15 protein-coding genes are annotated in these 24,413 nt (G+C 45.2%); 10 read left to right on the forward strand and 5 right to left on the reverse strand.

Going from position 1 to position 24,413, the window contains the following annotated elements:
- Positions 1 to 55: 55 nt before the first annotated feature.
- On the reverse strand, positions 56 to 1,357 hold the full coding sequence (locus EHO57_RS05875; RefSeq protein ID WP_167882254.1) for an OmpA family protein: 1,302 nt from the start codon (positions 1,355 to 1,357) through the stop codon (positions 56 to 58).
- A 216-nt stretch (positions 1,358 to 1,573) separates the two neighbouring features.
- Here EHO57_RS05875 and EHO57_RS05880 point away from each other — a divergent pair, with 216 nt between their 5' ends.
- The gene (locus tag EHO57_RS05880) at positions 1,574 to 2,608 is read left to right on the forward strand and encodes a helix-turn-helix domain-containing protein (protein ID WP_135643767.1); all 1,035 of its coding nucleotides are present in this window, start codon (positions 1,574 to 1,576) and stop codon (positions 2,606 to 2,608) included.
- 198 nt (positions 2,609 to 2,806) lie between these two features.
- Positions 2,807 to 4,558, forward strand: coding sequence for an alpha/beta fold hydrolase (locus EHO57_RS05885; RefSeq protein WP_135643768.1), 1,752 nt, complete (start codon positions 2,807 to 2,809; stop codon positions 4,556 to 4,558).
- 45 nt (positions 4,559 to 4,603) lie between these two features.
- Here the strand turns inward: EHO57_RS05885 and EHO57_RS05890 are convergent, their stop codons facing one another.
- Together EHO57_RS05890 and cutA are read right to left on the reverse strand one after the other, a co-directional pair.
- Positions 4,604 to 5,212, reverse strand: a complete 609-nt coding sequence (locus tag EHO57_RS05890; protein ID WP_135643769.1) for a hypothetical protein — start codon at positions 5,210 to 5,212, stop codon at positions 4,604 to 4,606.
- A gap of 95 nt (positions 5,213 to 5,307) precedes the next feature.
- Positions 5,308 to 5,625: a divalent-cation tolerance protein CutA gene (gene cutA, locus EHO57_RS05895; protein WP_135643771.1), complete on the reverse strand. Its 318-nt coding sequence runs from the start codon at positions 5,623 to 5,625 to the stop codon at positions 5,308 to 5,310.
- A gap of 167 nt (positions 5,626 to 5,792) precedes the next feature.
- Here cutA and EHO57_RS05900 point away from each other — a divergent pair, with 167 nt between their 5' ends.
- Positions 5,793 to 6,650, forward strand: coding sequence for a patatin-like phospholipase family protein (locus EHO57_RS05900; RefSeq protein ID WP_135643772.1), 858 nt, complete (start codon positions 5,793 to 5,795; stop codon positions 6,648 to 6,650).
- 85 nt (positions 6,651 to 6,735) lie between these two features.
- Here EHO57_RS05900 and EHO57_RS18750 read toward each other — a convergent pair whose 3' ends face one another.
- Complete coding sequence (locus tag EHO57_RS18750) at positions 6,736 to 6,885, reverse strand: hypothetical protein (protein WP_167882050.1); 150 nt, start codon at positions 6,883 to 6,885, stop codon at positions 6,736 to 6,738.
- A 480-nt stretch (positions 6,886 to 7,365) separates the two neighbouring features.
- Complete coding sequence (locus EHO57_RS18755; RefSeq protein WP_167882255.1) at positions 7,366 to 7,518, reverse strand: hypothetical protein; 153 nt, start codon at positions 7,516 to 7,518, stop codon at positions 7,366 to 7,368.
- A gap of 444 nt (positions 7,519 to 7,962) precedes the next feature.
- Between EHO57_RS18755 and EHO57_RS05905 the strand changes: the two genes are divergently transcribed.
- The 7 genes from EHO57_RS05905 (at position 7,963) to EHO57_RS05935 (ending at position 24,408) form a co-directional block, all read left to right on the forward strand.
- On the forward strand, positions 7,963 to 9,126 hold the full coding sequence (locus EHO57_RS05905; protein ID WP_135643773.1) for an acyl-CoA dehydrogenase family protein: 1,164 nt from the start codon (positions 7,963 to 7,965) through the stop codon (positions 9,124 to 9,126).
- 86 nt (positions 9,127 to 9,212) lie between these two features.
- A complete protein-coding gene (gene trpE, locus EHO57_RS05910) occupies positions 9,213 to 10,637 on the forward strand; it encodes an anthranilate synthase component I (RefSeq protein ID WP_210410030.1) in 1,425 nt (474 codons plus the stop codon).
- Positions 10,634 to 11,212, forward strand: a complete 579-nt coding sequence (locus EHO57_RS05915; protein WP_135643775.1) for an anthranilate synthase component II — start codon at positions 10,634 to 10,636, stop codon at positions 11,210 to 11,212. Before trpE ends, EHO57_RS05915 begins: the two co-directional genes overlap by 4 nt.
- Before the next feature lie 4 nt (positions 11,213 to 11,216).
- Positions 11,217 to 13,124 (forward strand): ABC transporter ATP-binding protein, encoded by a 1,908-nt coding sequence (locus EHO57_RS05920; RefSeq protein WP_167882256.1) that lies wholly within the window; start codon positions 11,217 to 11,219, stop codon positions 13,122 to 13,124.
- On the forward strand, positions 13,121 to 13,540 hold the full coding sequence (locus tag EHO57_RS05925; RefSeq protein WP_135643776.1) for a response regulator: 420 nt from the start codon (positions 13,121 to 13,123) through the stop codon (positions 13,538 to 13,540). The genes EHO57_RS05920 and EHO57_RS05925 overlap by 4 nt, the downstream gene beginning before the upstream one ends.
- 540 nt (positions 13,541 to 14,080) lie before the next feature.
- The gene (locus EHO57_RS05930) at positions 14,081 to 23,962 is read left to right on the forward strand and encodes a type I polyketide synthase (RefSeq protein ID WP_135643778.1); all 9,882 of its coding nucleotides are present in this window, start codon (positions 14,081 to 14,083) and stop codon (positions 23,960 to 23,962) included.
- Positions 23,959 to 24,408 carry a holo-ACP synthase gene (locus EHO57_RS05935; protein ID WP_135643779.1) on the forward strand — a complete coding sequence of 150 codons (450 nt, stop codon included), beginning with the start codon at positions 23,959 to 23,961 and terminating at the stop codon, positions 24,406 to 24,408. The genes EHO57_RS05930 and EHO57_RS05935 overlap by 4 nt, the downstream gene beginning before the upstream one ends.
- Positions 24,409 to 24,413 lie beyond the last annotated feature (5 nt).

A 24,413-nucleotide genomic window follows, 5' to 3' on the forward strand; every position in this document is an offset into this window, starting at 1 on the left:
TTCGCTCGGACATTCTCGATCGTAGATCCGTATTTGGATCTATATTCCGATCGGATCAATCCAATACGATAGTGATGTCCACTCTTCGGTTCTTTGCCCGACCGGCATCATCTTCGTTTCCTGCTACAGGCTGGGATTTTCCATACCCTCTGTAGGACATTCGAGTTTCTTCGATCCCATGAGCGTCCCTCAGCTCTTGTAAAACGCTCAATGCCCTGTCTTGAGAAAGTTTCAGATTATACTCTTGGCTTCCTCTGTCATCAGTATGTCCGCTGATCCGGATCTCTCGATTCGGATATTTCTTCAATACGTCTGCGATCCGATCCAAGACTTTCTTCGCTTCCGGTTTCAACTCGGACTTGTTATAATCAAAGAGTAAGTTATCCAGAGAAAGAACGACTCCTTCGTTGGACTTGCGGATCTCCACAGGGGCCCGATCCGCTTTCTCTCCTTCAGGATTTCCTTCCCATTCCGGCCATTCCAAACCGTTGCCCTTGCTTGTATTCGGTTTCTTCTTAGGTTGCGAGCTTAAGTCCGGAAAACCGCCCAGCATTTTCTTTACTTCGTCGGCAACCTTATCCTTATCAGACTCGCTTACAGAGTTTTGTTTGGAATAGACCCCATGGATCTCGAAGGACATTTCCTGCGCGATCCCGTTAGGAAAGACAAAAGTGTATGCCAATTGAACGTGTTTGTATTGAGGGACTCCTGCTTCCGAATCGAAAAATACCTGACCCTTTGCAAAACCGTAGATCTTATATGGAACGCCGGGGGAGAAAGTCTCATTTTCCTTCATTAGATTATAATTATATTCTATCAGATCTGCTTTTCCGGATCTTCCTGCGTACTCCCAAGTTTCGGGACCTTTATACGTATATTTTGCTTGGACTGGGATCTCTATCCTTGCAGAGCTAAATTGAAAACTTTCAGAAGCAGGCTTTACCCAAACTTCTCCTTGGGAAACACTTTTGTCCGAAAAGCTCGGAAGAGATCTAAGGTTCGGCATACTGTATTCGGGAGGAACGGAATATTGCCCCGTTTCGGAAATGAAGAAGCGGCTCTTGAAAGTCTTATCCTTATAAAATGCGGGATCTATTTCCGGGAACTTAGTATATGTATCGAAAATGGCGGAGAAGTCGCAGCCTTCCTTCTTACAAGAGACCGCTTTTAGTAAGATCCTGTTCTTATCCTCTCGATGGATAATCCTTTGGCCTTGCCTCGCTCTTACTCTATGGTATTCGTTTAATTCCAGATCATCTCCCGACTTCATTTTCCATCGGAATAGCACGGAGTCTTGGGAGAGTAGGATCGAGGGAAAAATGAAAAAGAGAAGAAGAAGCCCTCGTCGAAATACCATAGTTCTAGTTTCGAATACTTTCCGAGAAAACTTAGGAGTCAGCCCGAAAAAAACCCGCTTTCTTCGTTTATTATTCGTTCGAAATCAACTCACTCCCACATAAAAACGAATTAGAATGGGCTTATAAGGAACTTGACAACCTTACTAAAAATTCCATCCACTTAATACGTGATCCCTCTTTTCCAAGAGATTGTTTTTTTCGGAGTGCTATTCTGTATGCTTCTCAGCATAGGATGCTTGGTCCGGCCCGAAAAAAGTCCGAGCTTTAAGATCCTCTCCCTACTTTCCTTTTGCGTCTCGATCCAATTCCTTTCCATTTTCTTTCTATTGAGGGAAATTTATTTCGAACCATTGTTCTTAAACCATATGCATATTCCCTTGGCCTGGTTCTTGGGTCCGGGAATGTTCAGTTTATTTTCCGTAACGGTTCGGGACGAACAGATGTCTTGGACAGAAAAGAGCTTCTATTTGCCTGGAGTATTCTTTCTAATCTTCTTCCCTTTATTCTATCTCGCGTTTCCGGAAAGTTTTAGCAGTAGACCGATCGATTATTTCAAACTGAGGACCGTCAGTTGGTTGGATGTCCTACTAATTGGGGCTTATTCTGCGAATCTCATTTTCTATCTCTCAGTAGTCTGGCAGACCAGAAGCGTATTTCGATGGCAAAGATTGAAAGAAGATGCCGGAGCGAGGATCCTTCTCTTTGTGATCTTAGGCAGCGGTAGCGCAACGTTAGTCTTGGTTCTCGCCTTCCTGATCCGAGACCTGAATCTCCTGTTCGCTTCGGTCCTAGGAACAGTGATCTATGCGGTGATCGGCTATCTATTCCAGATCCATTCCCCTCATGTTTTCCAGGAGATCGGTCCTTCCATGAGAGACGCATATCGAAACTCCAGATTAGATGGAGTGGATACCGCGGACCTGGAGACTAGGCTCGATTCTCTAATGAAGAAGGAAAGGATGTACTTACAAGAAGATCTTTCCTTAGGGGCTCTATCTAATCAGTTAGATATCAAACCTTATCAGCTTTCTGAATTTTTGAACCAAAGAAAGGGTATGAACTTCTCCAAATTCGTAAACGGCTTCCGAGTAGCAGAGGCAGTACGTATTTTAGAAAAAGAAGATGGAGCGAATATTCTCGCAGTCGCCTACCGGTCCGGCTTCAATTCAAAGGCCACGTTCAATCTTGCCTTCAAATCCGTTACAGGCGTTTCTCCAAGAGAGTTTTTAAGAAAAACAAAAGTCTCTTAGCGTCTTATTTCTTTTAGTCCGGATCTATCTTCGAATTTGAACGAACGTTCTTCTTTGAATTCGTATAAATAAAAAATTAAGACCTTTTATTTTGTCTAAAATCCGAATCCCAGACGACCCAATTTGTAACGGGAGCTATACTCCTTCCCCACTAAGCGAATAGAATTTGAAAGATCGAAAAGCTTATGGAGAATAGCGATGAGAAAAACATATCGAACGTTAGTTATGCGACTTTGCATACTAACTATGACGATGGGTGTGTTCTTTTACTCTTGTAAAAGCGAATCACCAAATAATGCGGAAGCGGCGGCCTTACTTGCATCTTTAGATCCAAGTTTAGCCCAAGCAATTGGAAACCAAAGCGGAACAACAGGAACTCTGCGGGCGGCGGATACCGAATCGGATATCCAGGCTGCATTCGCACAAGAGAATGATGGAAGCTTTACTTTCGACAATACGATCAAGGTCAATGCCTTTGACGGAGTCTCTTTAGAAGTAAACCTTTTCAAACCTGCAAATATTCCCAGCGGAACCAAACTACCCGCAATCGTATTCGTAAACAGTTGGGCACTCAACAAATACGAATACATAGTCCCTGCTGCGAAATTAGCAAAGAAAGGCTATATCGTTCTTTGTTACAGCACTAGAGGATTCGGGGCTTCCGGTGGATTGATAGATACTGCAGGACCGAAGGATAGAGCGGACCTCAGCTCCATTCTGGATTGGTTGCTCGCAAATACTCCCACCGACATCGCCAATATCGGTATCTCGGGAGTATCTTATGGAGCGGGAATCTCCTTAACAGGGGTGAGTACCGAGCCTAGAATTAAGACTGCGGTAGCCATGAGTGGTTGGGGAGATCTAAAACGCTCCTTGTACGGAAACGATACTCCTAGACTTGTCTGGGGATTGATCCTAGTTGCCTCCAGCTATATTACTGGAAGACCGGACCCTATCGTAGCTCAGAACTTCGCGAGCTTAATACAGCATACCAATATTGATTTTGTTACTTCTTGGGCGGCAGACCGTTCTCCTCAAACCTACGTAGGACAATTGAACGCAAGCTCAGGCAAATCAGTAATGATCTCGAATAACTTCGAGGACTTCTTGTTCAACCCGAACGGGATCTTGGATTATTATACCCAGATCACTGTTCCTAAGAAACTCTTAATGAACGAAGGGATCCATGCTTCCGCAGAAGCGACAGGACTATTAGGAATTTCTAACTTTGTTTGGGACAATGCCTACGACTGGTTCGACTACTGGTTGAAAGGCGTAAACAACGGGATCATGGCAAAACCTCAGGTTACCCTCCAAACCCGTTTTAACGGCCCGAGAGTTACCTATCCTTCTTGGCCGGCACCTACCGTGGGGAACAAGACCTATTATTTGAAGCCAAGGGGCCTTTTCACTAACGGCGAGATCTCTACGAGCCAGAACACTACAGTGACCAACACTACCATTCTTTCCGGAGCTGACACTGTTGCTACTACGGGCTTCCCTTTACTTTCGGATATTCTTTCGGCACAGGTAGGGATCCCTACTACAACGAATCTATTCTTCGAAAGCAGAGTAAATGGGATCGTATATCAATCTTCTGCTTTGAGCAGCGCTCTTAAGATCAGAGGAAAGATGTTCTGGAACGGAAGAATCTCCTCTACCTTAGGAAAAGCGAATATAAACGTTTACTTCTATGACGTTGCTAAGAGCGGCACCGCTACTCTGATCACTCATGGAACGTATACGATCTTTGACGCGGCTGCCAACGAGGCTCGGGACATTTCCATTGACTTGAATGCTGTAGCTTATGATGTGCCTGCGGGAGATAGCATCGCTATTGCGATCGATACGTATGACGTTCTGTATTCTGTCCCTACGACACTGATCTATGGGCTGGATGTAAAACATCTCAAGTCTCCTCAGACGACCTTGGTAATCCAATCCGAGTAAACTATATTTTCATCCTTACTAAGCGGGCAATTTGCCCGCTTTTTTTTATACTTCCCTCTCTTTTCTCCACTCTAGGTATTCTTTCAACTCTACGAGCTCAATATAGCCTTCTTCTTCCGGGTCGTCAGGGAGGATCCCTATCTCATAATATCCGATCTCTTTGGAGAATGCTTCTTCGCCTAGGACGGCTTCTAACATTAGGCCGACTGCTTTCTTGACATGGGGATTGGATTCCACATTCGGGAAATCCGGGAAACAGATCCGAACCCCGAACCCTTGGCCTTTATTTTCCAAGGGCAAAAACCAGATCTCTTCGGAATCCAGCTCCAAACCTTCGTAAAAAATGACAGTCCCTTTTTCTTGGTATTGGTCCACCGAAAAGATATCCCAGCCGGGGACTTCGGGGGCGAGATCTACGAATCTTTCGGCTTCCGCATAGAGCTCTTCATCTCCGGCAGTAATCACGGTTAATTCATTGGGGCCTTCTTCTCCCCCACCGATCTCGAAATAAAACTCGGAATTCACATCCTGAATACGATCCATTAGATCGTCCAGAAGACGGTCTCTTTCCTTATCTTCCAGGTCGTCAAGCTTGGCATAGTACCGGCTGTTTTGAGCAAACCAGTTCCAGAACTTTTCCGCTTTTTCTTCCATTCATTCGCCTCGATCCCGATTCAGGAGCAAATTTCAAACTCCGTGTCTCGATAAAAATATCCGAATGTATGAAAAGAATGTTTAAAGGGAAAGAATTATTTTACGGTTTCGGATTCTATCCAATCCAAATACTTTGGATTCCCCTCTTTGATCTCCCAGGAGACCACACACGGCACGGTGTAACTATGCAACTCTTTCACCCTAGCCACAACCTTCTCCGCGAGAGCGGCTGTGGTCTTTAGTAAAACAACGAATTCATCGTTGTGCTCTACTCGACCATGCCATCTGTAAACGGATCGCATAGACGGGATCACATTTGCACAAGCAACCAGTTTCTCTTCTACCAGAGTTTCAGCGATCAGCATCGCTTCATCCTCATCCTTTGCAGTGGTGTAGATTGTTCGATAGCCCATACTATTGTGATACTCCTGTACTGCGCTTGTTTCAAGGAGATTCCCCTATATTTCAAGAAGAAGGATAAAAACTCGTCAGAAATGGGTAAAAAAGAATCCAACTTTAAGACCAAAACGGTTCAGGGAAAATTCTGGACAAGAAGCGGAAGTAATTTAAGAAATTGGTAATGGTTTCCCGAAAAGCACCTAATATTCTAATTCGAAAATCGTATGACGCTCTTTGCTTCAACTCCGCATTTTTCGGATTCTATGCACACTCCGGTTTTTCCTTGGGACTGAAGGAGATCGGATTCGTACCTTCTAAAATTACGGGCTCTAGCTCGGGGGCCTTGATCGGCTCCCTGATCGCCGGCGGATTCCCTCCGGAAGAGATCACTCGGTTTATCCTTACCTTGAAAAAAAGCGATTTCTGGGATGGAAATATTCTGACCCAGTTCTTGAAACCGTTCCGAAAAGGGCTCAAGAATTATTCCGGCCTACTCAGCGGCAAAAAGATCCGAAATCTTCTCGAACCGTATTTAGGGGGGAAGGATGTATCCGAACTTCCTACCAAAATGGGGATCTCCGTTTCAAATCTGACCAAAGGGATCCGGGAACTTAGAACGAGCGGAAATACGATCGATCTGATCCTTGCGTCCATGACCTTTCCGATTCTTTTCGAAATTCCTAATATAAACGGAGAGGAATTCTTGGACGGTGGAGTTGCCGATGCCGAGCCTATCAAGGAATTCATCCTAGATCCTAGCATTAAGAGGATCATCGTCCACGATATAGAAAACAGAAAACCTGTCTCCGAAAAGATACTGATGAGAGCCTTCGATTCCTGCGTGAATGTGATCGCAAGCGAGACTAAGGACCTAAAAGATATTCTCGCTAAAAAGTACGGCAAGAAGATCATCCGAGTGGTAACAAACACTCCTTATCTTCATCCGAATAAAATGGAAAACGGAAGGCTGGCACTTGAATTAGGAAGAAGATCCGCTCATTTCATGAAGGACCAGATCCTAGGCAAGATTAAGAACTAAAACAAAAGCCGTCCGGTAAAAGACGGCCCTGTTTGGAGAAATGATCAAGAAACATTCAAAATACGGAATATTCTTCCGTATATGATTACTTCTTAGGTGCTGCTTCTTTTTTGTGTTCTGCTTTGTGCTCTTTCTTAGCTTCTTCTTTTTTAGGAGCTTCTTTCTTTTCTTCCGCGCTGATTGCGAAAGCCGCAACTAAAGACAGAGTGGTGATCGCTAATGCTAGTCTTTTCATCGTTTTTTCCTTTGGGTTCGTTTTTGATCTGGGAGAATCTCTTCTCCGATATCGAGAAACTTATAAAACTGCCCCTCTGTTTTGCAAGCAAAAAATACAATATAACAGATATTTTTCCGTTATTTCGATAGGTCCGAATTCTGAAAATCTTCCCGAAAAAGTAGCTGACACTGAGGAAAGAATGGAATGTATAAAGCTCAAGGGGTTTTCTCCTATGTCGCTTCACTATTATATCCGGTGGCTGTGAAACCTGCCGGATCCTTTTTCCCAATCTTATAATCTTGGATTTTTAAACCTTCTCCATTTGGCAAATGCTGTCGATTTAGGTGCGTTTAGCTCCTCGGACCTGCCAATCCTATTGTAACTAACGCCCTCTTGCATCGGAAAGCCTTGTAAAATGAAAAGGGCCTCCGTTTCGGGAGGCCCTCCTTGTCGCTGAACTATTACATCCAGTGGCACATTCAAACGATCCTAGTCGGATTATTTTTTGTGCTCTTCTTTTTTATGCTCATCTTTTTTGTGAGCTTCTTTCTTGTGCTCTTCTTTTTTAGGAGCTTCTTTTTTCTCTTCTGCGCTAAGAGCAACAGCAGCAACGAAAGAAAGAGCAGTAATCGCTAGTAATAGTTTTTTCATTGGATTTTATCCTTTAAAATTGTTTTGGACTTCGAGTAAAACCCCAAAGCCCGGGGTAAAGATAATCAGGAAAAGAACGGGTCGACCACAATCAAATTTCGATAAATCGGGTAAAATTTCATTCAAATAGTTCCCGATTTTTTTTCGTGATCCACTATAAAATTGCAATTCTAAGAAGGAACCGTGGAACTAAATTTTTATCCGCTTGGGTCATACGGGAGAATATTTTTTGACTGAAATCTTTCGGTCTGGAAATTTCTTTCCAAAAATCTTTCTTAAATTCTACGCCCGAATTTCGGCATTTAAACCTTCTTGCTGATCTTTCTAGTTAGCCAATACCGATCGTACGTTCTTGACTCGGTACCCAACCGCTTAGAACCTGTTCATTAGGGTTTCCTAAGGGATTTATAGAGAAACTCATTCCAACCACAAGGTTTATATTTAATGGACTTCGCTCTTTCGGACGATCAAAAAGCGCTCAGAGATCTAGCTAGGGACTTTGCCAAAAACGAGATCAGACCCAAGGCAGAGCATCACGACAAAACGGGTGAGTATCCTCTTCAAATCTTGAAGAAGGCATGGGAAACCGGCTTAATGAATATACACATTCCGGAAGCATATAACGGCGCCGGAATGGCCGAGTTGGATGACGTAATCATAGGCGAGGAATTATTCTGGGGATGTTCCGCAATGGCGACCGCTATTCTTGCAAACAACCTGGCTCTTGCTCCCGTTCTCATCGGTGCAAGCGAAGAAGTTTTGAAGAAATGGGTGCAACCCATGACGGAGCAATTCCAACTTTGCGCGTATGCAGTGACCGAGCCAGGGGCTGGTTCCGACGTTGCAGGGATCCGCACTTCCGCTAGAAAGGTTGGGGACGAATATATCATTAACGGTTCCAAGATGTGGATCACAAACGCAGGCTATGCGGATTGGTTCTTCGTTCTGACTAAAACAGATCCTGCTGCGGGTCATAAAGGGATCACCGGTTTTATCGTTAGTTCCAAGACTCCAGGTGTGATCGTCGGCAAGAAAGAGTTGAACATGGGACAAAAATGTTCCGACACAAGAGGGATCTCTTTCGAAGAAGTAAAAGTCCATAAGAGCCAAATGATCGGTAAGGAAGGAGACGGTTTCAAGATCGCCATGGGTGCGTTCGACCATACTCGTCCTGGGGTTGCGATCGGAGCGGTCGGTGTAGCAAGAGCAGCCATGGAGCATGCATTAGAATATGCTAAGACTAGAACCGCTTTCGGCAAACCGATCGTAGAAAACCAAGCGATCTCCTTTATGATCGCAGAAATGGCGAGAGATATCGAAGCGGGCCGTCTTCTTTGCCACCAAGCCGCTTGGCTGATCGATAACGGTTTCAGGAATACGTACCAAGCATCTATCGCTAAAGCTTTCTGCGCGGACGCTTGTATGAGGATTACCACCGATGCGGTCCAAGTACTCGGCGGTTACGGTTTCAACTCGGAATATCCTGTGGAGAAACTGATGAGAGACGCTAAGATCTTCCAGATCTACGAAGGAACTTCTCAGATCCAAAGATTGATCATCTCCCGTTATCTAACTGAAGGTAAGGGGATCGAAGGACCGAACCTCTGAAGGAATTCTCCTTAACATACGAAGAATTTCTGGAAAAGACTAAGTCCGGAAATTTGATACCGGTGTTTAAACAGGTCTTTTTAGATCTGGAGACCCCCGTGTCCCTTTTTGCAAAATGGGGAGGCACGGAGGCAAAGCATTCCTTTCTATTGGAATCGGTAGAAGGTGGAGAGAACGTAGGTAGGAACTCTTTCTTAGGAAAGCAACCTTATCGATTGCTCTACGGAAAAAACGGTTTGTTCTACGTTTCCAAAAGGAACGAACCGGAAACAGAGATCATCACGTACGATCCTCTCTTCTTATTGGAATACTCAATGGGCGAGGACAAGTATGTTCCGGATCACAGACTTCCTTCTTTCCAAGGAGGAGCTGTGGGTTTTCTTTCCTTCGGCGCAGTCCGTTATTATGAGAATATTCCGGACACGAAACCGGAAGACGAACCCGCTCCGGATGCATACTTTGCACTCTACGACGAGGTTTTGGTCGTGGATCATGTGGATCGTCTACTCAGGATCGTGGTCAACGCCAGACTTTCCGAATTCGAAGATCCGAAAGCCTGCTACGAAGCTACATTAGAAAAAATTGATGCGATTGAAAAGGAACTGAGAGAAGGAGAACTCCCCGGCTGGGTTTCGCATCCGCTCGAATCCAAAGAAAAACTGGAGTACGTTCCTAACATTCCGGACGAAGACTATAAAAAAGCGGTCCAGAAGGCGAAGGAGTACATTTATGCGGGAGATATCTTCCAAGTAGTTCCTTCTAGAAAGCTGGAGTTCCGTCCAGGAGTTCCTCCCTTCCAAGTTTATCGAGGATTGAGAACGGTAAATCCAAGTCCTTATATGTATTTCTTAAAGCTGGACGATATTTCTCTCGTAGGTTCTTCTCCCGAGATCATGGTCAAATGCAAGGATAGAAAGACCTACCTGAGACCGATCGCCGGCACGAGGCCGAGAGGAGCCAATCCGGAAGCGGACAAACTCCTGGAGGAAAATCTTCTTTCGGATCCGAAGGAAATCGCAGAGCATATCATGCTCGTGGACCTGGGCAGGAACGATCTAGGCAGGGTTTGCGAGGCAGGAAGCGTACGAGTGGAAGATTTCAAGATCATTGAGAAATATTCCCACGTTATGCATATTGTAAGCCAATGTTCCGGAGTGCTGAACGAAGACAAAAGCGTTTACGACCTTCTTCGTGCTACTCTTCCTGCGGGAACGGTTTCCGGCGCTCCTAAGATCCGAGCCATGGAGATCATTGACGAGCTGGAGAGAACTCGAAGAGGGATCTACTCGGGAGCCCTGGGTTATATCTCTTATGCAGGCGATACGGATATGGCCATTGTCATCCGCACTATTTCTTTTTACGGAGAGAAGGCGTTCGTGCAAGCGGGAGGAGGAGTGGTTTACGACTCTTCTCCGGAAGGCGAGTTAGAAGAGACCAAGAATAAGATGGCAGCACTTCTCCGAGCGGTGGACTTCGCAAGAAACGGATTGAAGGGGGAATGGAACAGATGATCCTCCTCATCGATAATTACGATTCTTTTACATACAATTTATTTCAGTATTTCAGCCAGATCGGAAATAAGGTGGAAGTTTTTCGCAACGATAAGATCGATCTGAATACTATCCAAGACTTAAAGCCGAAAGGGATCGTTCTGAGTCCGGGCCCAGGAAGACCGGAAGATTCCGGAGTCTGCCTTGACGTATTAAAAGAGCTAGCGGGCAAACTTCCCATATTCGGGGTTTGCTTGGGTCACCAAGCGATCGGCCTTGTATATGGAGGAAAGATCGTGAACGCCCCAAGTATCATGCACGGAAAAGTTAGCTTGATCGAACACGACGGTAAGGATATATATAAGTCCTTGCCTTCTCCTTTCTTAGCGACCCGCTATCATTCTCTCGTGATCCAACCGGAAAGTCTTCCTGCGGAATTAGAAGTCGCTTCTAAGACCGAAGACGGTGTGATCATGGGAGTGCGCCATAGAACAAAGGCTCATCTTTACGGAGTCCAGTTCCATCCTGAATCCATTATGACCCAAAACGGATTGGAAATCGTAAGAAATTTCTCTCGGATCGTTGCAGAAGCCTAAACTGATGAAGATCTTCTTCCGTTTAATGTCTTATTCCGTACGCTATAAGTACAGATTCTCTTTGGGTATCGTATTTGCTCTTCTAACTGCGGTCCTAAACGCAGTCTCCTTGACCTCGATCATTCCTCTTTTCGATACAATGGCTGCGGATCCGAATACCAGATTTCAATTCGAATTCACTGCGGCGGAACAAGAGATCATTACAAAAGAAGAATCGAATATAGGGATCCGCCTGAATCCTCTGGAAAGAGCAAAGAAAGTATTAATCGATCTGAAGAGATGGTCCAACGGCAGGACAAAATACATGGAACCCAAGCAAGTGGTTTGGGCAGTCTGTCTTTTTATTCTTCCTTTGTATGGGTTAAGGCTTCTGGCCTATCTTGCCTCAGTGTTCTGTTTGGCCACGGCGGGCTATTGGGCCGTTCGGGACATTCGACAGGAATTATTCGAGAAGAACCAGATGCTCCCTCTCACCTACTTCTTTAAGGAGAAGACGGGGCTTTTGATGAGTAGGATCATCAACGATGTAGAAGTGGTGGCGGCAGTCATCTCTTCGAATTTCAGGGATGCGACCATCAACTTCTTCTATGTGATCACTCACCTGCTAGTATTACTTTATTTGAATACGGAACTTCTACTTATCGCCTGCGGGACTGTGCCTTTGATCATTCTTCCGGTAACCTTGTTTACTAAAAAGATCACTAAGTCCACAGAAAGATTACAGGAGAAGATGGCGGATCTGAACGCAAATCTGCAAGAGATGATCTCCGGGATCAAAGTGATCCGAGTATTCCATACGGAAAAACTCGAAAAGGAAAAGTTCCAAAAGATCAACCAAACAGTCTATCGTAGGAATTTCAAGGGCCAATACTATCTGCAGATCGCTCCTAGTCTAGTAGAGCTAACTTCTTCTCTAGTTGTGCTTGGCTTCTTCGCATTAGGTGCAAAATTCATTTTGGCCGGAAATGTGGACTCTCCATTCACAGTCGGTCAGTTCATGGTATTCCTGCTCACTCTTCTTTTCCTTCTTCGCCCTCTCACCCAACTTTCTCAGATGGTAGGCAAGGTCTCTCAATCAATCATCGCAGGAAGAAGGATCTTCGAGATCATAGATTTGGAAACGGAAGATCACAGCGAAGAAGAGAAACTGAAATCCTTTAAACTCTCCGAATCCATCGCATTCCGGAATATCAGCTTCGCGTATCCTGGGACGAGTTCCGAAGTGTTGAAAGATATCAATTTGGATGTAAAGATCGGAGAGACTGTCGCTATTGTTGGCGCCAGTGGTTGTGGTAAGTCCACTCTGATGGACTTAATTCCCCGCTTCTTCGATCCAAATAACGGCTCTATCGAATTCGATGGTAAGAATATTAAGGATTTCTCACTTGCGGATCTTCGTAAAAAGATAGGGATCGTAACCCAGGACATTTTCCTATTTCACGGCAAGGTCTCTGACAATATCGCTTACGGTAAACCGGATGCGAATCGAAAGGATGTGATCCGCGCCGCGCGTCTCGCTCACGCACACGATTTTATCAAACAGATGGACAATGGATACGATAGTATCCTTGGAGTCCGAGGATTGAATCTCTCCGGTGGACAAAGACAACGCTTAGTGATCGCAAGAGCGTTACTGCGGGATCCGGAGATCATGATCTTGGACGAAGCGACTTCTGCCCTGGATGCCGAATCCGAAAGATTGGTCAGCGACGCTTTTAGAAGATTATTCGCGAATCGCACTACCTTTGTGATCGCTCACAGACTTTCTACTATTAAAGACATTCCTAGGATCCTTGTCATGGACAACGGAAGGATCATCGAAGAAGGAAACCACACTTCCCTCATGGAAAAGAACGGGATCTATCGTAAATTAACCGACAACCAATATGCCGGAGCTGGAATACTACCTTGAAGCCACTCGTACTGATCGTAGACGATAATGATCGTTATGCAAATAATCTACAGGCCTATCTAACCAAGATCGGTTGTGAGACGATTCGCGCTTTAGATGCCGCACAAGGTTGGGAATTCTATCTTGCGAATAAATCCAAACTGAAAGCGGTCATCACGGATATCACCATGGAAACCCAAACCTCAGGCCTTTGGATGATCCGAAAGATCCATAAGGATGGATACGCGGGTATCAAAGTGATCGCGACCACCGGTTTCGACGTGGGCGGCGTCATGGCGATCAGCAGATATCTTCTGCCTTGGTTTGCGGGAATAGAATATATGGTACCCAAGGTGCCTTTAAAGAAGGGAGAAGTCCTCATGCTTCCCACTACGATCCCTTCTACTTCTTTCGAAGAAAAGATCAAAAACTCTTAATCATCCTATTTCTTGGATCTATACCGATCTTCGGTCGAATATTCGGCTACACGGATAGATCCATTCCTTCCCATACATAAGATCCTATTATTCTACTTCAATTTCCGGGATTGAACTGAGTATTCGAGCCCCAATTTTACATAGATTTCCTCTCATCCGTTGCGCAAAAAATCCAGGCATATTAATAAATCTTAAAGTAATTCCGCACTCAAACTTAGCCGTTTCGTTCAAATCGAAACGAAGTAAACCGATCCAAAAGAATATAAGATAGAAAAATAATGAACGTTTGTTAACTAACATAAGTTAGTTAACAGTTTTAATTAACTTTCGTTAGTTAGTATAGAATATATGCAGTTATATTATAAATTAGGAAAATAGTTTAACTGTAGCATCTGTTATACTTGGCGAACCATTGTTCATGATCCTTCATTTTCCATTTTGTTTGCATAAAAAATTTTTTTCTTGAAATCAAAACGTTAAACTCTCCGAGTAAAAGTGAAATAACAATAATCGAAAATTTTATGATGGAAGGCATAACAAATGAAAGCGAATTATTCAAGCGAGCCTGTATCTCAAGAACAAGCGTCTCCTATCTTTAAACATCTCTCCGAACAAGAAGTAAAAACATATATAGTATTCGGAGGACAAGGCACCGATCCAATGCCTGAGCTTCGCTCCTTCTATGAAGAAGGTCCATCCAACTCCGAGTATTGGGAGATCGTATTCGCTTCTATCGAAGAAGTGCTCAAGACATTGCCTAAAGAAAAGATGATGGATTGTTTTCCGAACGGATTCAATCTGAAAGAATGGTTGCTCGCTTCGGAAACCACGCCCGACGCATCGGTTCTTAAGAATTGCTGTTATAGCATTCCTCTCATATTCATCACACAAGCTTCTAGTTTATTTAGAATACTGAAAGAAGGATCCGAATGGGATTCCTTCTATTCATCAGCTAACGGGATCTTCGGACATTCCCAAGGGATCTATTCCGGTTTACTTTTATCCTCTTCTCCGAACAAGACCCTGTTCCTAAAAAACCTTTCTTTGATCCTAAAGAACCTGCTTTATCTAGGGATCCGGTCCCAAGAGGAATTTCCTTTCTTAGAATTGGATCTAACATACAAGAAATTCCTAAAGCCTGACGAAGTCGCTTCTCCTATGGCGGCTCTTCGGCTCGAAGACGATCGCATCGTTCTAGAAGAATTAGAAAAATTTAATTCAGGAAAGAGCGCCGAGGATATGATCAATCTGGGATTGAAGAACGGCCCTAAGGCGAGAGTATTTTGCGGCTCTCCGGAAAGCCTTTTAGAATTCAGAAGTATTCTTTCCGGTTTAAGCCTTCCGGGTTTGGACACTTGGACCTTCTTAAAAGTCTCTTCTCCTTTTCACAGTCCTTTGCTCAGAAGAGTTCCCGTTCTAACGGAAGCTGATTTCAAAAAGATCGGTTTTCAGCCGCAAGGAGAAGACTTAAGGATCCCTCTTTTCGATACAAGAGACGGAAGGGATCTAAGATCGGAAAGGGATCTGGCCCTGTCCTTCGCGAGGATGACATTTGCGGAGACCTTGGATTGGGACGTTTGTTTGAGAGAAATGAGAGAAGAAGGATCCAAAGTCCTTTTGATCTCCTTCGGCCCGGGAACAGATGCAGAGAAACTCTGCATTCCGAGTATCAAAGGAAAATCCTTTCTCGTCAGAAATCTAAGCAAGTCCGATTCTTGGCGTCATTTTAAAAAGGAAACTAGTTTAAATTTTCCTAAACCTTGGAAGGAATTCGCTCCCGAGTTAGTTACATTACCGGACGGACGAGAATTCTTAAAGAACGGTTATACTGTTTGGAGCGGGAAGCCTCCCATATTCGGAGGAGGAATGACTCCTTCTACCGTTGAGCCTGGGATCGTGATTGCCGCCTCTAAAGAAGGATATCTGGTAGAATGGGCCGGGGGCGGTCAGGTCACGGAAGAGCTCTTTAGAAAGAGAATGGATGTCTTTCGCAAGGAACTCCCACAAGGAGTGGGGATCGTAATCAACCTTCTCTACTTGGACGCTTATTTATGGAATTTGCAAGTTCCTCTGGTGAAGAAATTGAAATCGGAAGGAGCGCCGATCGAAGGAGTAACCATCTCCGCAGGAATCCCTGACACGGACGAAGCGATCAAGATCCTAAAAGACTTCGAAGCTCACGGGATCTGGTTGAACTCTTTTAAACCGGGAACACAAAAGCAGATCCGACAAGTCATCTCTATCGCGAACCTGATCCCAGATTCAAAAATCCTAATGCAGATCGAAGGCGGAGCAGCAGGCGGTCACCATAGTTGGGAAGATCTAGAGGAATTGGTCCGCGCTTGCTACTCGGAGATCCGAGATTGCAAAAATCTGATCTTAGCCGTAGGAGGTGGGATCGGAGAACCGGGCGAGGCAAGTTCTTGGTTGTCCGGAACCTGGGCAGGAACGAACCCTATGCCGGTGGACGCAGTCTTCCTAGGAACAAGATTGATGGCTGCGAAAGAATGCGCCACTTCCGAAAAGATCAAAGAAACTCTGGTCCAACTTTCGGGAGCCTCTCATTGGAAGAACACACAAGATGGTAAGAATGTAGGCGGAGTCATCTCCGGAAGATCCGGTCTAGGCGCGGATATTTATTATGCAGAGAACACTTGGACAAAATTATCCTCTCGCGCAGAAGAACTTACGAAAGGAAAGGAATCCGAAGAGGCTAGAAAAGCGGTACTTTCCAAAAAAGAAGAGTTAGTCGCTCTTATCGACTCCACTGCCAAACCGTATTTTGGGGACTTGGAAAGAATGAGCTATACTGAAATTCTTTCGAGATATCTGGAATTGACCTGCCCAGGAGAGAGACTTGTTTCTCCCGAAGGGAATTGGCCCGATCATCCTTTTATAGATAAAAGCTTCCGAACAAGATTTAAGGAGCTAGTCCATAGATTCGAGGGAAGAATATCAATTTCTTCGAATGGAGATTCGATTGTAAATAAGGTGGATCTTATTTCGGACCCGAAGGAATTCTTAAGGGAATGGTCTTTGGCGTATCCGGAAGGAAGTAATGTATTCATTCTTCCGGAGGATAAGATCTTTTTCTTGGATGTTTGCAAACGTCCAGGCAAGCCGGTGAACTTTATTCCCGTTATCGACGAAGACTTAGTGAAATGGATCCGTTCCGATTCTCTTTGGTATTCTCATTGTGTGGGGATCGATCCGAATTCCTGCGCTTGGATCCCAGGGCCCAAAGCAATATCAGGAATTCGTAAAGCGAACGAACCGGTTGCTTCTATACTAAAGGAATTCTTAGAAAAGAATTTCGAAGGAAAAAACCCGAAGAAGATCACTTGGTCCGAACTATTCGAAGGTCCAGGGAACGGAATCCGATTTAGTAAGGAACAACTCGGCTCTAACTCGATCTCCATCCAAGAAAATTCTGACCTAGAATTGAACGCGTGGGTTCTCCAGCTTTCAGAACTCGGACAAGGATTTCTTTCCGGTTTATTAAGATCCCCAAGAATCGGGAATTCTATCTCCGATCTAAGATCCTTTTTCGAACCCCGGATCGGTCGAGAATTCTCTTGGGAAACAAGTAACTCTGGAGAGTTGATCCTTCTTCAGATCTTAGAAGAGAAAAACAAGAAGGTAGAACTCAAACTATTAGAAAAGGACTCCGCAGAACTTACTGTCTTTTTCTTAAATCCCAAAAATCAAACTTGGGTCCCATTCAAAAGGCATTTCCATTCGGGAAAAAGACCGGGCTCCCTCTTCGAAGAAGATATCGAATTCAGAGAAAGATCCATCCAGGAACTCTATCTCAAAGTTTGGGAGCTGGAACGACAGATCGTCCCTGGCCCGAACGGAAGATCGGCGGAGGTCTTAGAGTCAGAGATCATATTAGAAAAAGAAGATATTCTGAATTTCAGAAAGGCAGTGGGCGAACTCAGAAGATCCGATCTGAAATCCGAACCGAACCCTCCGATCAGTATGAGTACTGCTTTCGCATGGAAGGTTTTACTTTCCCCTCTTTTCAACTTAGAAAATAGGAATCTATTCAAACTACTCCACCTTTCTCAGTCCTTCCAATGGGAGAAGGAAATGATCTCTGTAAAACCGGGAGACCGCTTGATCTCTCAGGCAAAGCTAGTTCGAGTAAGAAAATTAGGTGCCGGGCAAGAGATCCTGATCCAAGGACAGATCTTCCGATCCGGGGTGAAGGTTTGCTCCTTCCAAACTGGATTCTTGATCCGAGAGGCTCTTAATCAATTCAAGGAATTCGATTCTATTTCTCTAGAAAGGATCATCCTTCTGAAGTCGGAACCCGAGATCCTTGCCTTGCTGTCTTTGCCTTGGATCAAAAAGGAAGATCCTTCTTCTCTGCAAGTAGGCACTAGATTAAGATTCGTTTCTTCCCATCGATTAGTTCAACCTTCCGGATCCGGAATGGAGAAGACTGTCGTTACAGGTAAAATAGAGATCTTACATGCGAATACTTCTTATCCTTGGGGAAGCTTCGAGTTAGAAGAAGACCTTGCAATAGGAGCTCCTACTGCCCTGGATCGATTCTTCTCCGTATATTCGGATGCGGATCCGGAGATCCAACTCTCCAAGCAATATCGCGTCTTTTCTCAGACCTTCTTTGCACCATCCGATATGTCTGAATATTCCGCCGCATCGGGAGATACGAACCCGATCCATACGGACATCGATTTTGCAAAGTATGCAGGCTGGAAGGATAGGATCGTTCATGGTCTTTGGACTTCTTCCAGAGTAATTAAACAAATCGTAATAGATATTTGCAATGGGGATCCAAGCCGTCTTCTATCTTTCGAAGAGAACTTCCAAGCTCCGGTATATTTGGGAGAAGAGTTGCTAGTAGAAGCAATCCACACTTCTCAAAAGAACGGAAATCAGATCTTAAGCATTAACTTAACCAACAGAAACGGAGAAGTGAAGCTAAACGGAAAGGCTATCGTTTCCACTCTAAGGACCGGCTATGTATTCACAGGCCAAGGTTCTCAATCCCAAGGTATGGGAATGAAACTGAGGGATGAGTTTGCAGAGGCTAGAAAGATCTGGCAAAGAGCCGAAAGCACTACTCAAGACGAATTGGGTTTCTCTCTTCTGAAGATCGTCCAAGATAACCCTACGTCTCTCAAAGTAGGAAATAAGATCTGGAACCATCCGAAAGGAGTACTGCATCTCACTCAGTTTACTCAAGTTGCGTTAGTCACCAAATCCATGGCAGATTGGGAGATCCTGAAAGAAAGAGGATTCCTGATCGAGGACGCTCCTTTCGCGGGACATTCCTTGGGGGAATTCTCCGCCTTGTCCGCAAGAGGATTCTTGGGATTCGAAAATGTGATCCGGATCGTTTATGGCCGGGGACTCACCATGCAAGGCCTGGTCCCAAGAGATGCGGAAGGCAGAAGCCCATACGGCATGAGCGTAGTATTAGGAAATCGTCATGTAGGCTTGGACGAAGAGACCATATTAAGGGTCGTCTCCGAAGTGAAAGAGGAGACAGGACTTCCTCTGGAAGTAGTGAACCTGAATATTAGGGATAAGCAATATTCAGTGACTGGGGACCTGAAGGCACTTTCCCAAATGGAGAACCGATTCAAGGAACTCGTGAGAGGTAAGAAAACGACGATCCGATTAGAAGGGATAGATGTTCCGTTCCACTCTCGCGTTTTGGTGAACGGTGTCTCCGATTTCAGAAAGACATTGGTACAGAATATCCCTGATTCTATTTCCAGATTCGAAGAGTTGGACGGAAAGTATATCCCGAACCTGGTAGCAAAACCATTCTCTATTCGGAAAGACTTCATCCAACATACGTTTGAGATTTGCGGAAGTCCGATCCTAGGAGATATCCTTTCCGGAAAGTCCGGCTCTCTCTCGGAACAAGATCTAAGAAGAACACTTCTCATCGAGCTATTGGCATATCAATTCGCAATGCCGGTACAATGGATCAAGACCCAGGATGTATTCTTCCAGGATTTGAATGTCAAGAGACTCATTGATATAGGTGCCAGAGGGGACCTCGCTGGAATGTCCAGACAAACCCTAAGGGATCTTCCGGATCAATCTTCTTATGAGATACTGCATATAGAAGAAAATCGTAATATTGTTCTATCCGAGCTGGAGGATTGCGAACCTGGTGCCTTCTTAAAGATAGAAGAAGTCCCTCACGTCGAGGAAGCGGTAGGAGCTCCTACAATCCAAACTACAATTGCCGCTCCAAACAAAGCTGTAATTGTAGAAGAGACCAGAGAAGCCGGCGTCAGCGGTGGCGACGAAGACTCAGTCATCTTAACAAAAAAAGAAGCGTTGCTCACCCTTCTCTCCTTGAAGGCGGGAATGCGTGCGGATGAGATCTCGGATGAAGAGAATATAGACTCTCTCTTCGGAGGAAATTCTTCCAAGAGAAACCAAGTCATGGCGGATCTGGGAGCGGAGTTCAAGACTCCAAGCTTGGATGGAGCTCATGAAAAATCACTGAAGGACCTCGCTAAACTTTTAGAGGAACAGTCCGCTTATTCACAACCTGGCCCTTACTTACGAACCGCTTTCGAAGAAACTCTCAAGAAATTCTTCCCGCCCGATTTCGGAAGAACGGAAGTATTCAAGCATTTGAAAGAAGAGAGAGGATTGAATCCTTCCGGAGTCTTTGCTCTCAGCCTATATCTTCCATTAGCAGTAAGAGAAGGCGATTCAGTACGCAAAGGTCCACTTAGTCCGATCGCTTTGAATTCCAGGATCGCAAGCGCCAAAGAAGCTGCGAAATGGTTGGATAGAGCCGTGGATCTTTACGCTCAATCGAAAGGCATCCGCATCGGCAAACTTTCTGCCTCTGCGGGAGGTTCAGGCTCCGGCGCCAAAGTAGATGCAGCTGCCTTAGAAGAACTAGAAAGAAAATATTTTGGCGCAGAAGGGATCTTTGGAAAAACCATCAAAGACTTCCGAGTCAGACTTTTGGGAGAAGATCCTTTTTCCGAGTTCCTGATCAAGGATCTAAACGCCTTGAGCGAAGCGAGACAGAAGGCGTCTTCCGAGACGGTACCTTCTTCTTTATTCGAAGAGAAAAAGATCGTTGTATTTAGCAACTCGGAACAATGGGCCAAGAAGAAGCTGCTGCAATCCTTAGCCCGATTCAGGAATGGAGAAGTAGATTCCTTTGGCGAAGACGAAAAGATCTACTTCGCAAACCAGGAGACTGCTCCGCTTTCTAAAGTATTAGAATATTGGAATAAATTCTGGGAGAAGGACAAGAATGGCAAGTCCCGCAAGGAATATCTGCAAACAGTCGCTTCTTCTTGGAAGAAGGACTCGGATCCAGTTTTCAAATCCAAGATCTCCGTCCTTAGACCTAAACTGGAGATCTCCGGGGACGGGTCCTGGAACTTTAAGGAATTAGAATATTCTACCGATCTAAAGGATTTCCTAAAAGATAAGATCTCTATCGCGACAAGCCAAGACCGTGGAAATAGTTTTCAGGAAAATAAGTCGGAGACTAATTCGATCCTGAGATCTCTTTCTGCTTCCAGCATAGAAGGGATCTCTTTCTCAGGAATGAAGGCGTTGGTGACCGGAGGAGGCCCGAACTCGATCGCACTAGAAACCGTGTATGCTCTTCTTTCAGGAGGAGCGAATGTGATCCTCACCACTACTTCTTATTCTTCCGCGAAAGTGAAATTCTATAAGAAGGTTTTCCAAACCTACGGAGCGAAAGGCTCCTCTCTTACCTTAGTTCCATTCTCCCAAGGATCCTTAGAGGATACTCGACTTCTGGCGGAATGGCTGACCAAGAAAGATTGGGAACCGGACCTTCTCATTCCATTCGGTGCAGTAGGCGAGGAGAATTCCACTTCTCAACTGGATGATTCTTCTCTGCAATCCCTACGCGTTATGCTCCTTGGAGTAGAGAAGCTTATAGGGACCTTAGGCAGAATGAAAAACAGAGCAGGAGATATCTCTCCTCTTCATGTGATCCTTCCTCTATCTCCGAATCATGGCATCTTCGGCAAAGACGGCATGTATGCGGAGACCAAACTGGGTCTCGAGAGTCTGTTCCGAAAGAAATTCTCGGAAGCCGAGGACTGGGGTCGTAACACTCGTATTCACGGTTGTGTGATCGGCTGGGTTCGCGGCACAGGCCTTATGGAAGCCAACGATATAGTCGCAGAAGCTTTGGAAGAAAGAACGGGAGTGCTTACCTTCTCCAGAAGAGAGATGGGTTTGTTACTCGCAAGTCTCATCCATTATACTGCGAATCATTCCAAAGAAGAGATCTCTAAAGCGAATTTTACCGGAGGATTGGACTCTCAACCTGAGCTCGGAAGAATTCTCTCGGAGATCCGTGCAAATATCCTTTCCGAGGCAAGAAGCAAGAAGGAAACGAATGCATTGCAAGAAAGGCTTCTTCCTTCTTCGAAGAAAGCGGAGACAAAGGAATTCTTGCCGAAAGAGGTCTATAAATATCCTTCCGTTCCTGGAAAAAGTAAGTTAGACGAAATTGGAGACCTAGGTCATCTCAATCTTTCCGAACTGATCTGTGTGGTCGGGTTTGCGGAAGTGGGTCCCGCAGGAAGTTCCTTAAGCAGATGGGAATTGGAAAAGAGCGGAGTACTTTCCTTAGAAGGTGCCTTGGAACTCGCATGGATCATGGGGTTCATCAAATACCAGGCTTCCGACAAGGGAAGATCTTGGACGGACGCAGAAACAGGTGAGCCGGTCCAAGAATGGGAGATCAAATCCAAGTACGAAGAAAGAATACTTGCGAACACAGGGATCCGGATCATCGATCCGGAAACAGTCGGATTCGATCCTTCTGCGTTATTCGCCTTTACGGATGTCGTCCTAGAAGAGGATTTCTTCATCCCTGTTTCCAGCAAGGAAGAAGCGGAAGAATTTAAGAAGGCAGAGCCGGATACTACCGAAACCTACCACGATCCTGAAAAGGATAAATGGTTCGTTCGTAGAAAGAAAGGCAGCCAGATCAAGGTTCGCAAGGCAATCAACTTCTCCAGAAAAGTAGCAGGACAACTTCCAAAAGGTTGGGACCCGGCAAAATACGGGATCCCAAAAGATCTCTCCAAGCAAGTGGATATGATCACGATCTATAATCTCTATTGCACTTGCGAAGCATTCCTTCGTTCCGGCATGGAGCCGATGGAATTGTATCGCTTCCTTCATCCTGGACTCGTCGGCTCTACTGTCGGATCCGGTTTAGGAGGAATGGGCAAGATGAAGCGTATGTTCCAGGACTTCCTCTTAGGTAAGGAAAGACAGCATGACGCGTTGCAAGAATCGTTAATCAACGTGACCGCGGCTTGGGCACTAACCTCTTATGTGGGTGGATACGGTCCGGTGCAAACTCCGGTCGCTGCTTGTGCAACAGCAGGAGTCTCTTTGGAAATGGCAGTCAGCCTGATCAAAGAAGGAAAGGCCAACTTCATGTTAGCCGGTGCCTTTGACGATTTCTCAGAAGAAGGCTTGGTCGGCTTCGGAGATATGCAAGCCACAGCGAGTAGTGTGGAGATGGAAGAGCAAGGCATCGATCCGAAAGGGATCTGTCGTCCAAACGATATACGGAGAGGTGGATTCGTAGAAGCTCACGGTGGCGGGGTCATTCTCTTAGCAAGAGGCGATTTGGCCTTGCAAGCAGGATTACCTGTATACGGAATTCTAGCTTATGCCGGATCCAAAACGGACGGGATCCAAGCATCCATTCCTGCTCCAGGTCTGGGACTTCTCTCCTTAGGTGCGGAATCTTCCGAAGTAAAATCCCCGCTGAGAAACGCGTTATCCGTATTTGGACTTACCGCAGATGATATTGGGGTCGCTTATAAGCACGATACTTCCACCAAAGCGAATGATAAGAACGAAAACAAACTCTTATTCAATTTACTGAATAAACTAGGAAGAACTCCAGGCAATCTACTTCCGATCGTTTCGCAAAAATCACTCACAGGACACTCCAAGGGAGGAGCCGCCGCTTGGCAGACAATCGGAGTACTGCAGACCATGGAGACAGGGATTGTGACAGGCAACCGAAACTTAGAAGAAGTAGATCCGGATATGAACCAATACTCCTTCTTGACGTTTACTGATGAAAGTATTTCATTCGGGAAACATAATATTAAGGCGGGAATTCTGACCACTCTCGGTTTCGGTCACGTGGGAGCGCTCTGTCTATTCGTTCATTCGGATTACTTCCTGGCTGCACTGAGCGAAGAGCAAAGAGAAAAATATCTCTCTATCCGAAGAGAAAGAGAGATCCAAGGAAGAAATAGATATCATGAAATTCGAATGGGCATAGGCAAGCCTCTCTATGAGCGCAAAACCAAATCCTATTTCGAAGAAGAAGAGACCAGTCTTCTCCTAGATGCGAACTATAGGTCCAAGTCGGGAGATCAGAAATGAAGACACAAATAGAAAGTCTCTTCGCTTCTTTCGGATCTTCTTCCAAACCGACCGCTTCGATCGGGGTGGACCTAACGTTCATTCCCGAATTCGAAGAAAGTTTGCAGGACAAGGGCACATTCTTCTTTGCAAAGACTTTTAGCGAATGGGAAAGAAGCCGCGCTTCTTCCAAGCCTGCCAATCAAAGAGCTGCTTTCTTCGCAGGAAGGTATGCGGCCAAGGAGGCGGTGATCAAGGCTTTGGATGGATATCGACTCTTCCAAACGCCCGAGATCCGAGTGAATTATTCCGAGATTGAAATACGGAACGACGACTTTGGAAGACCTTATCTACGGTTTTACGGAACCTTCCTGGAATATATGGAAGACCTAAAACCGGATTCGATCCGAGTCAGCATCAGCCACACGGGGGATTACGCTTTTTCAGAAGTCCTCCTTGTACTTTAGGAGAA

It is taken from the genome of Leptospira langatensis, assembly GCF_004770615.1.
In the GTDB taxonomy this organism is placed as follows: Bacteria; Spirochaetota; Leptospiria; order Leptospirales; family Leptospiraceae; genus Leptospira_B; species Leptospira_B langatensis.

What these genes read in the sequence shown, in the direction of transcription:
- EHO57_RS05875 (WP_167882254.1), bottom strand. Translation starts at nt 1,357, where the DNA reads ATGGTATTTCGACGAGGGCTTCTTCTTCTCTTTTTCATTTTTCCCTCG.
- EHO57_RS05880 (WP_135643767.1), top strand. Translation starts at nt 1,574, where the DNA reads ATGCTTCTCAGCATAGGATGCTTGGTCCGGCCCGAAAAAAGTCCGAGC.
- EHO57_RS05885 (WP_135643768.1), top strand. Translation starts at nt 2,807, where the DNA reads ATGAGAAAAACATATCGAACGTTAGTTATGCGACTTTGCATACTAACT.
- EHO57_RS05890 (WP_135643769.1), bottom strand. Translation starts at nt 5,212, where the DNA reads ATGGAAGAAAAAGCGGAAAAGTTCTGGAACTGGTTTGCTCAAAACAGC.
- cutA (WP_135643771.1), bottom strand. Translation starts at nt 5,625, where the DNA reads ATGGGCTATCGAACAATCTACACCACTGCAAAGGATGAGGATGAAGCG.
- EHO57_RS05900 (WP_135643772.1), top strand. Translation starts at nt 5,793, where the DNA reads ATGGTTTCCCGAAAAGCACCTAATATTCTAATTCGAAAATCGTATGAC.
- EHO57_RS18750 (WP_167882050.1), bottom strand. Translation starts at nt 6,885, where the DNA reads ATGAAAAGACTAGCATTAGCGATCACCACTCTGTCTTTAGTTGCGGCT.
- EHO57_RS18755 (WP_167882255.1), bottom strand. Translation starts at nt 7,518, where the DNA reads ATGAAAAAACTATTACTAGCGATTACTGCTCTTTCTTTCGTTGCTGCT.
- EHO57_RS05905 (WP_135643773.1), top strand. Translation starts at nt 7,963, where the DNA reads ATGGACTTCGCTCTTTCGGACGATCAAAAAGCGCTCAGAGATCTAGCT.
- EHO57_RS05915 (WP_135643775.1), top strand. Translation starts at nt 10,634, where the DNA reads ATGATCCTCCTCATCGATAATTACGATTCTTTTACATACAATTTATTT.
- EHO57_RS05920 (WP_167882256.1), top strand. Translation starts at nt 11,217, where the DNA reads ATGAAGATCTTCTTCCGTTTAATGTCTTATTCCGTACGCTATAAGTAC.
- EHO57_RS05930 (WP_135643778.1), top strand. Translation starts at nt 14,081, where the DNA reads ATGAAAGCGAATTATTCAAGCGAGCCTGTATCTCAAGAACAAGCGTCT.
- EHO57_RS05935 (WP_135643779.1), top strand. Translation starts at nt 23,959, where the DNA reads ATGAAGACACAAATAGAAAGTCTCTTCGCTTCTTTCGGATCTTCTTCC.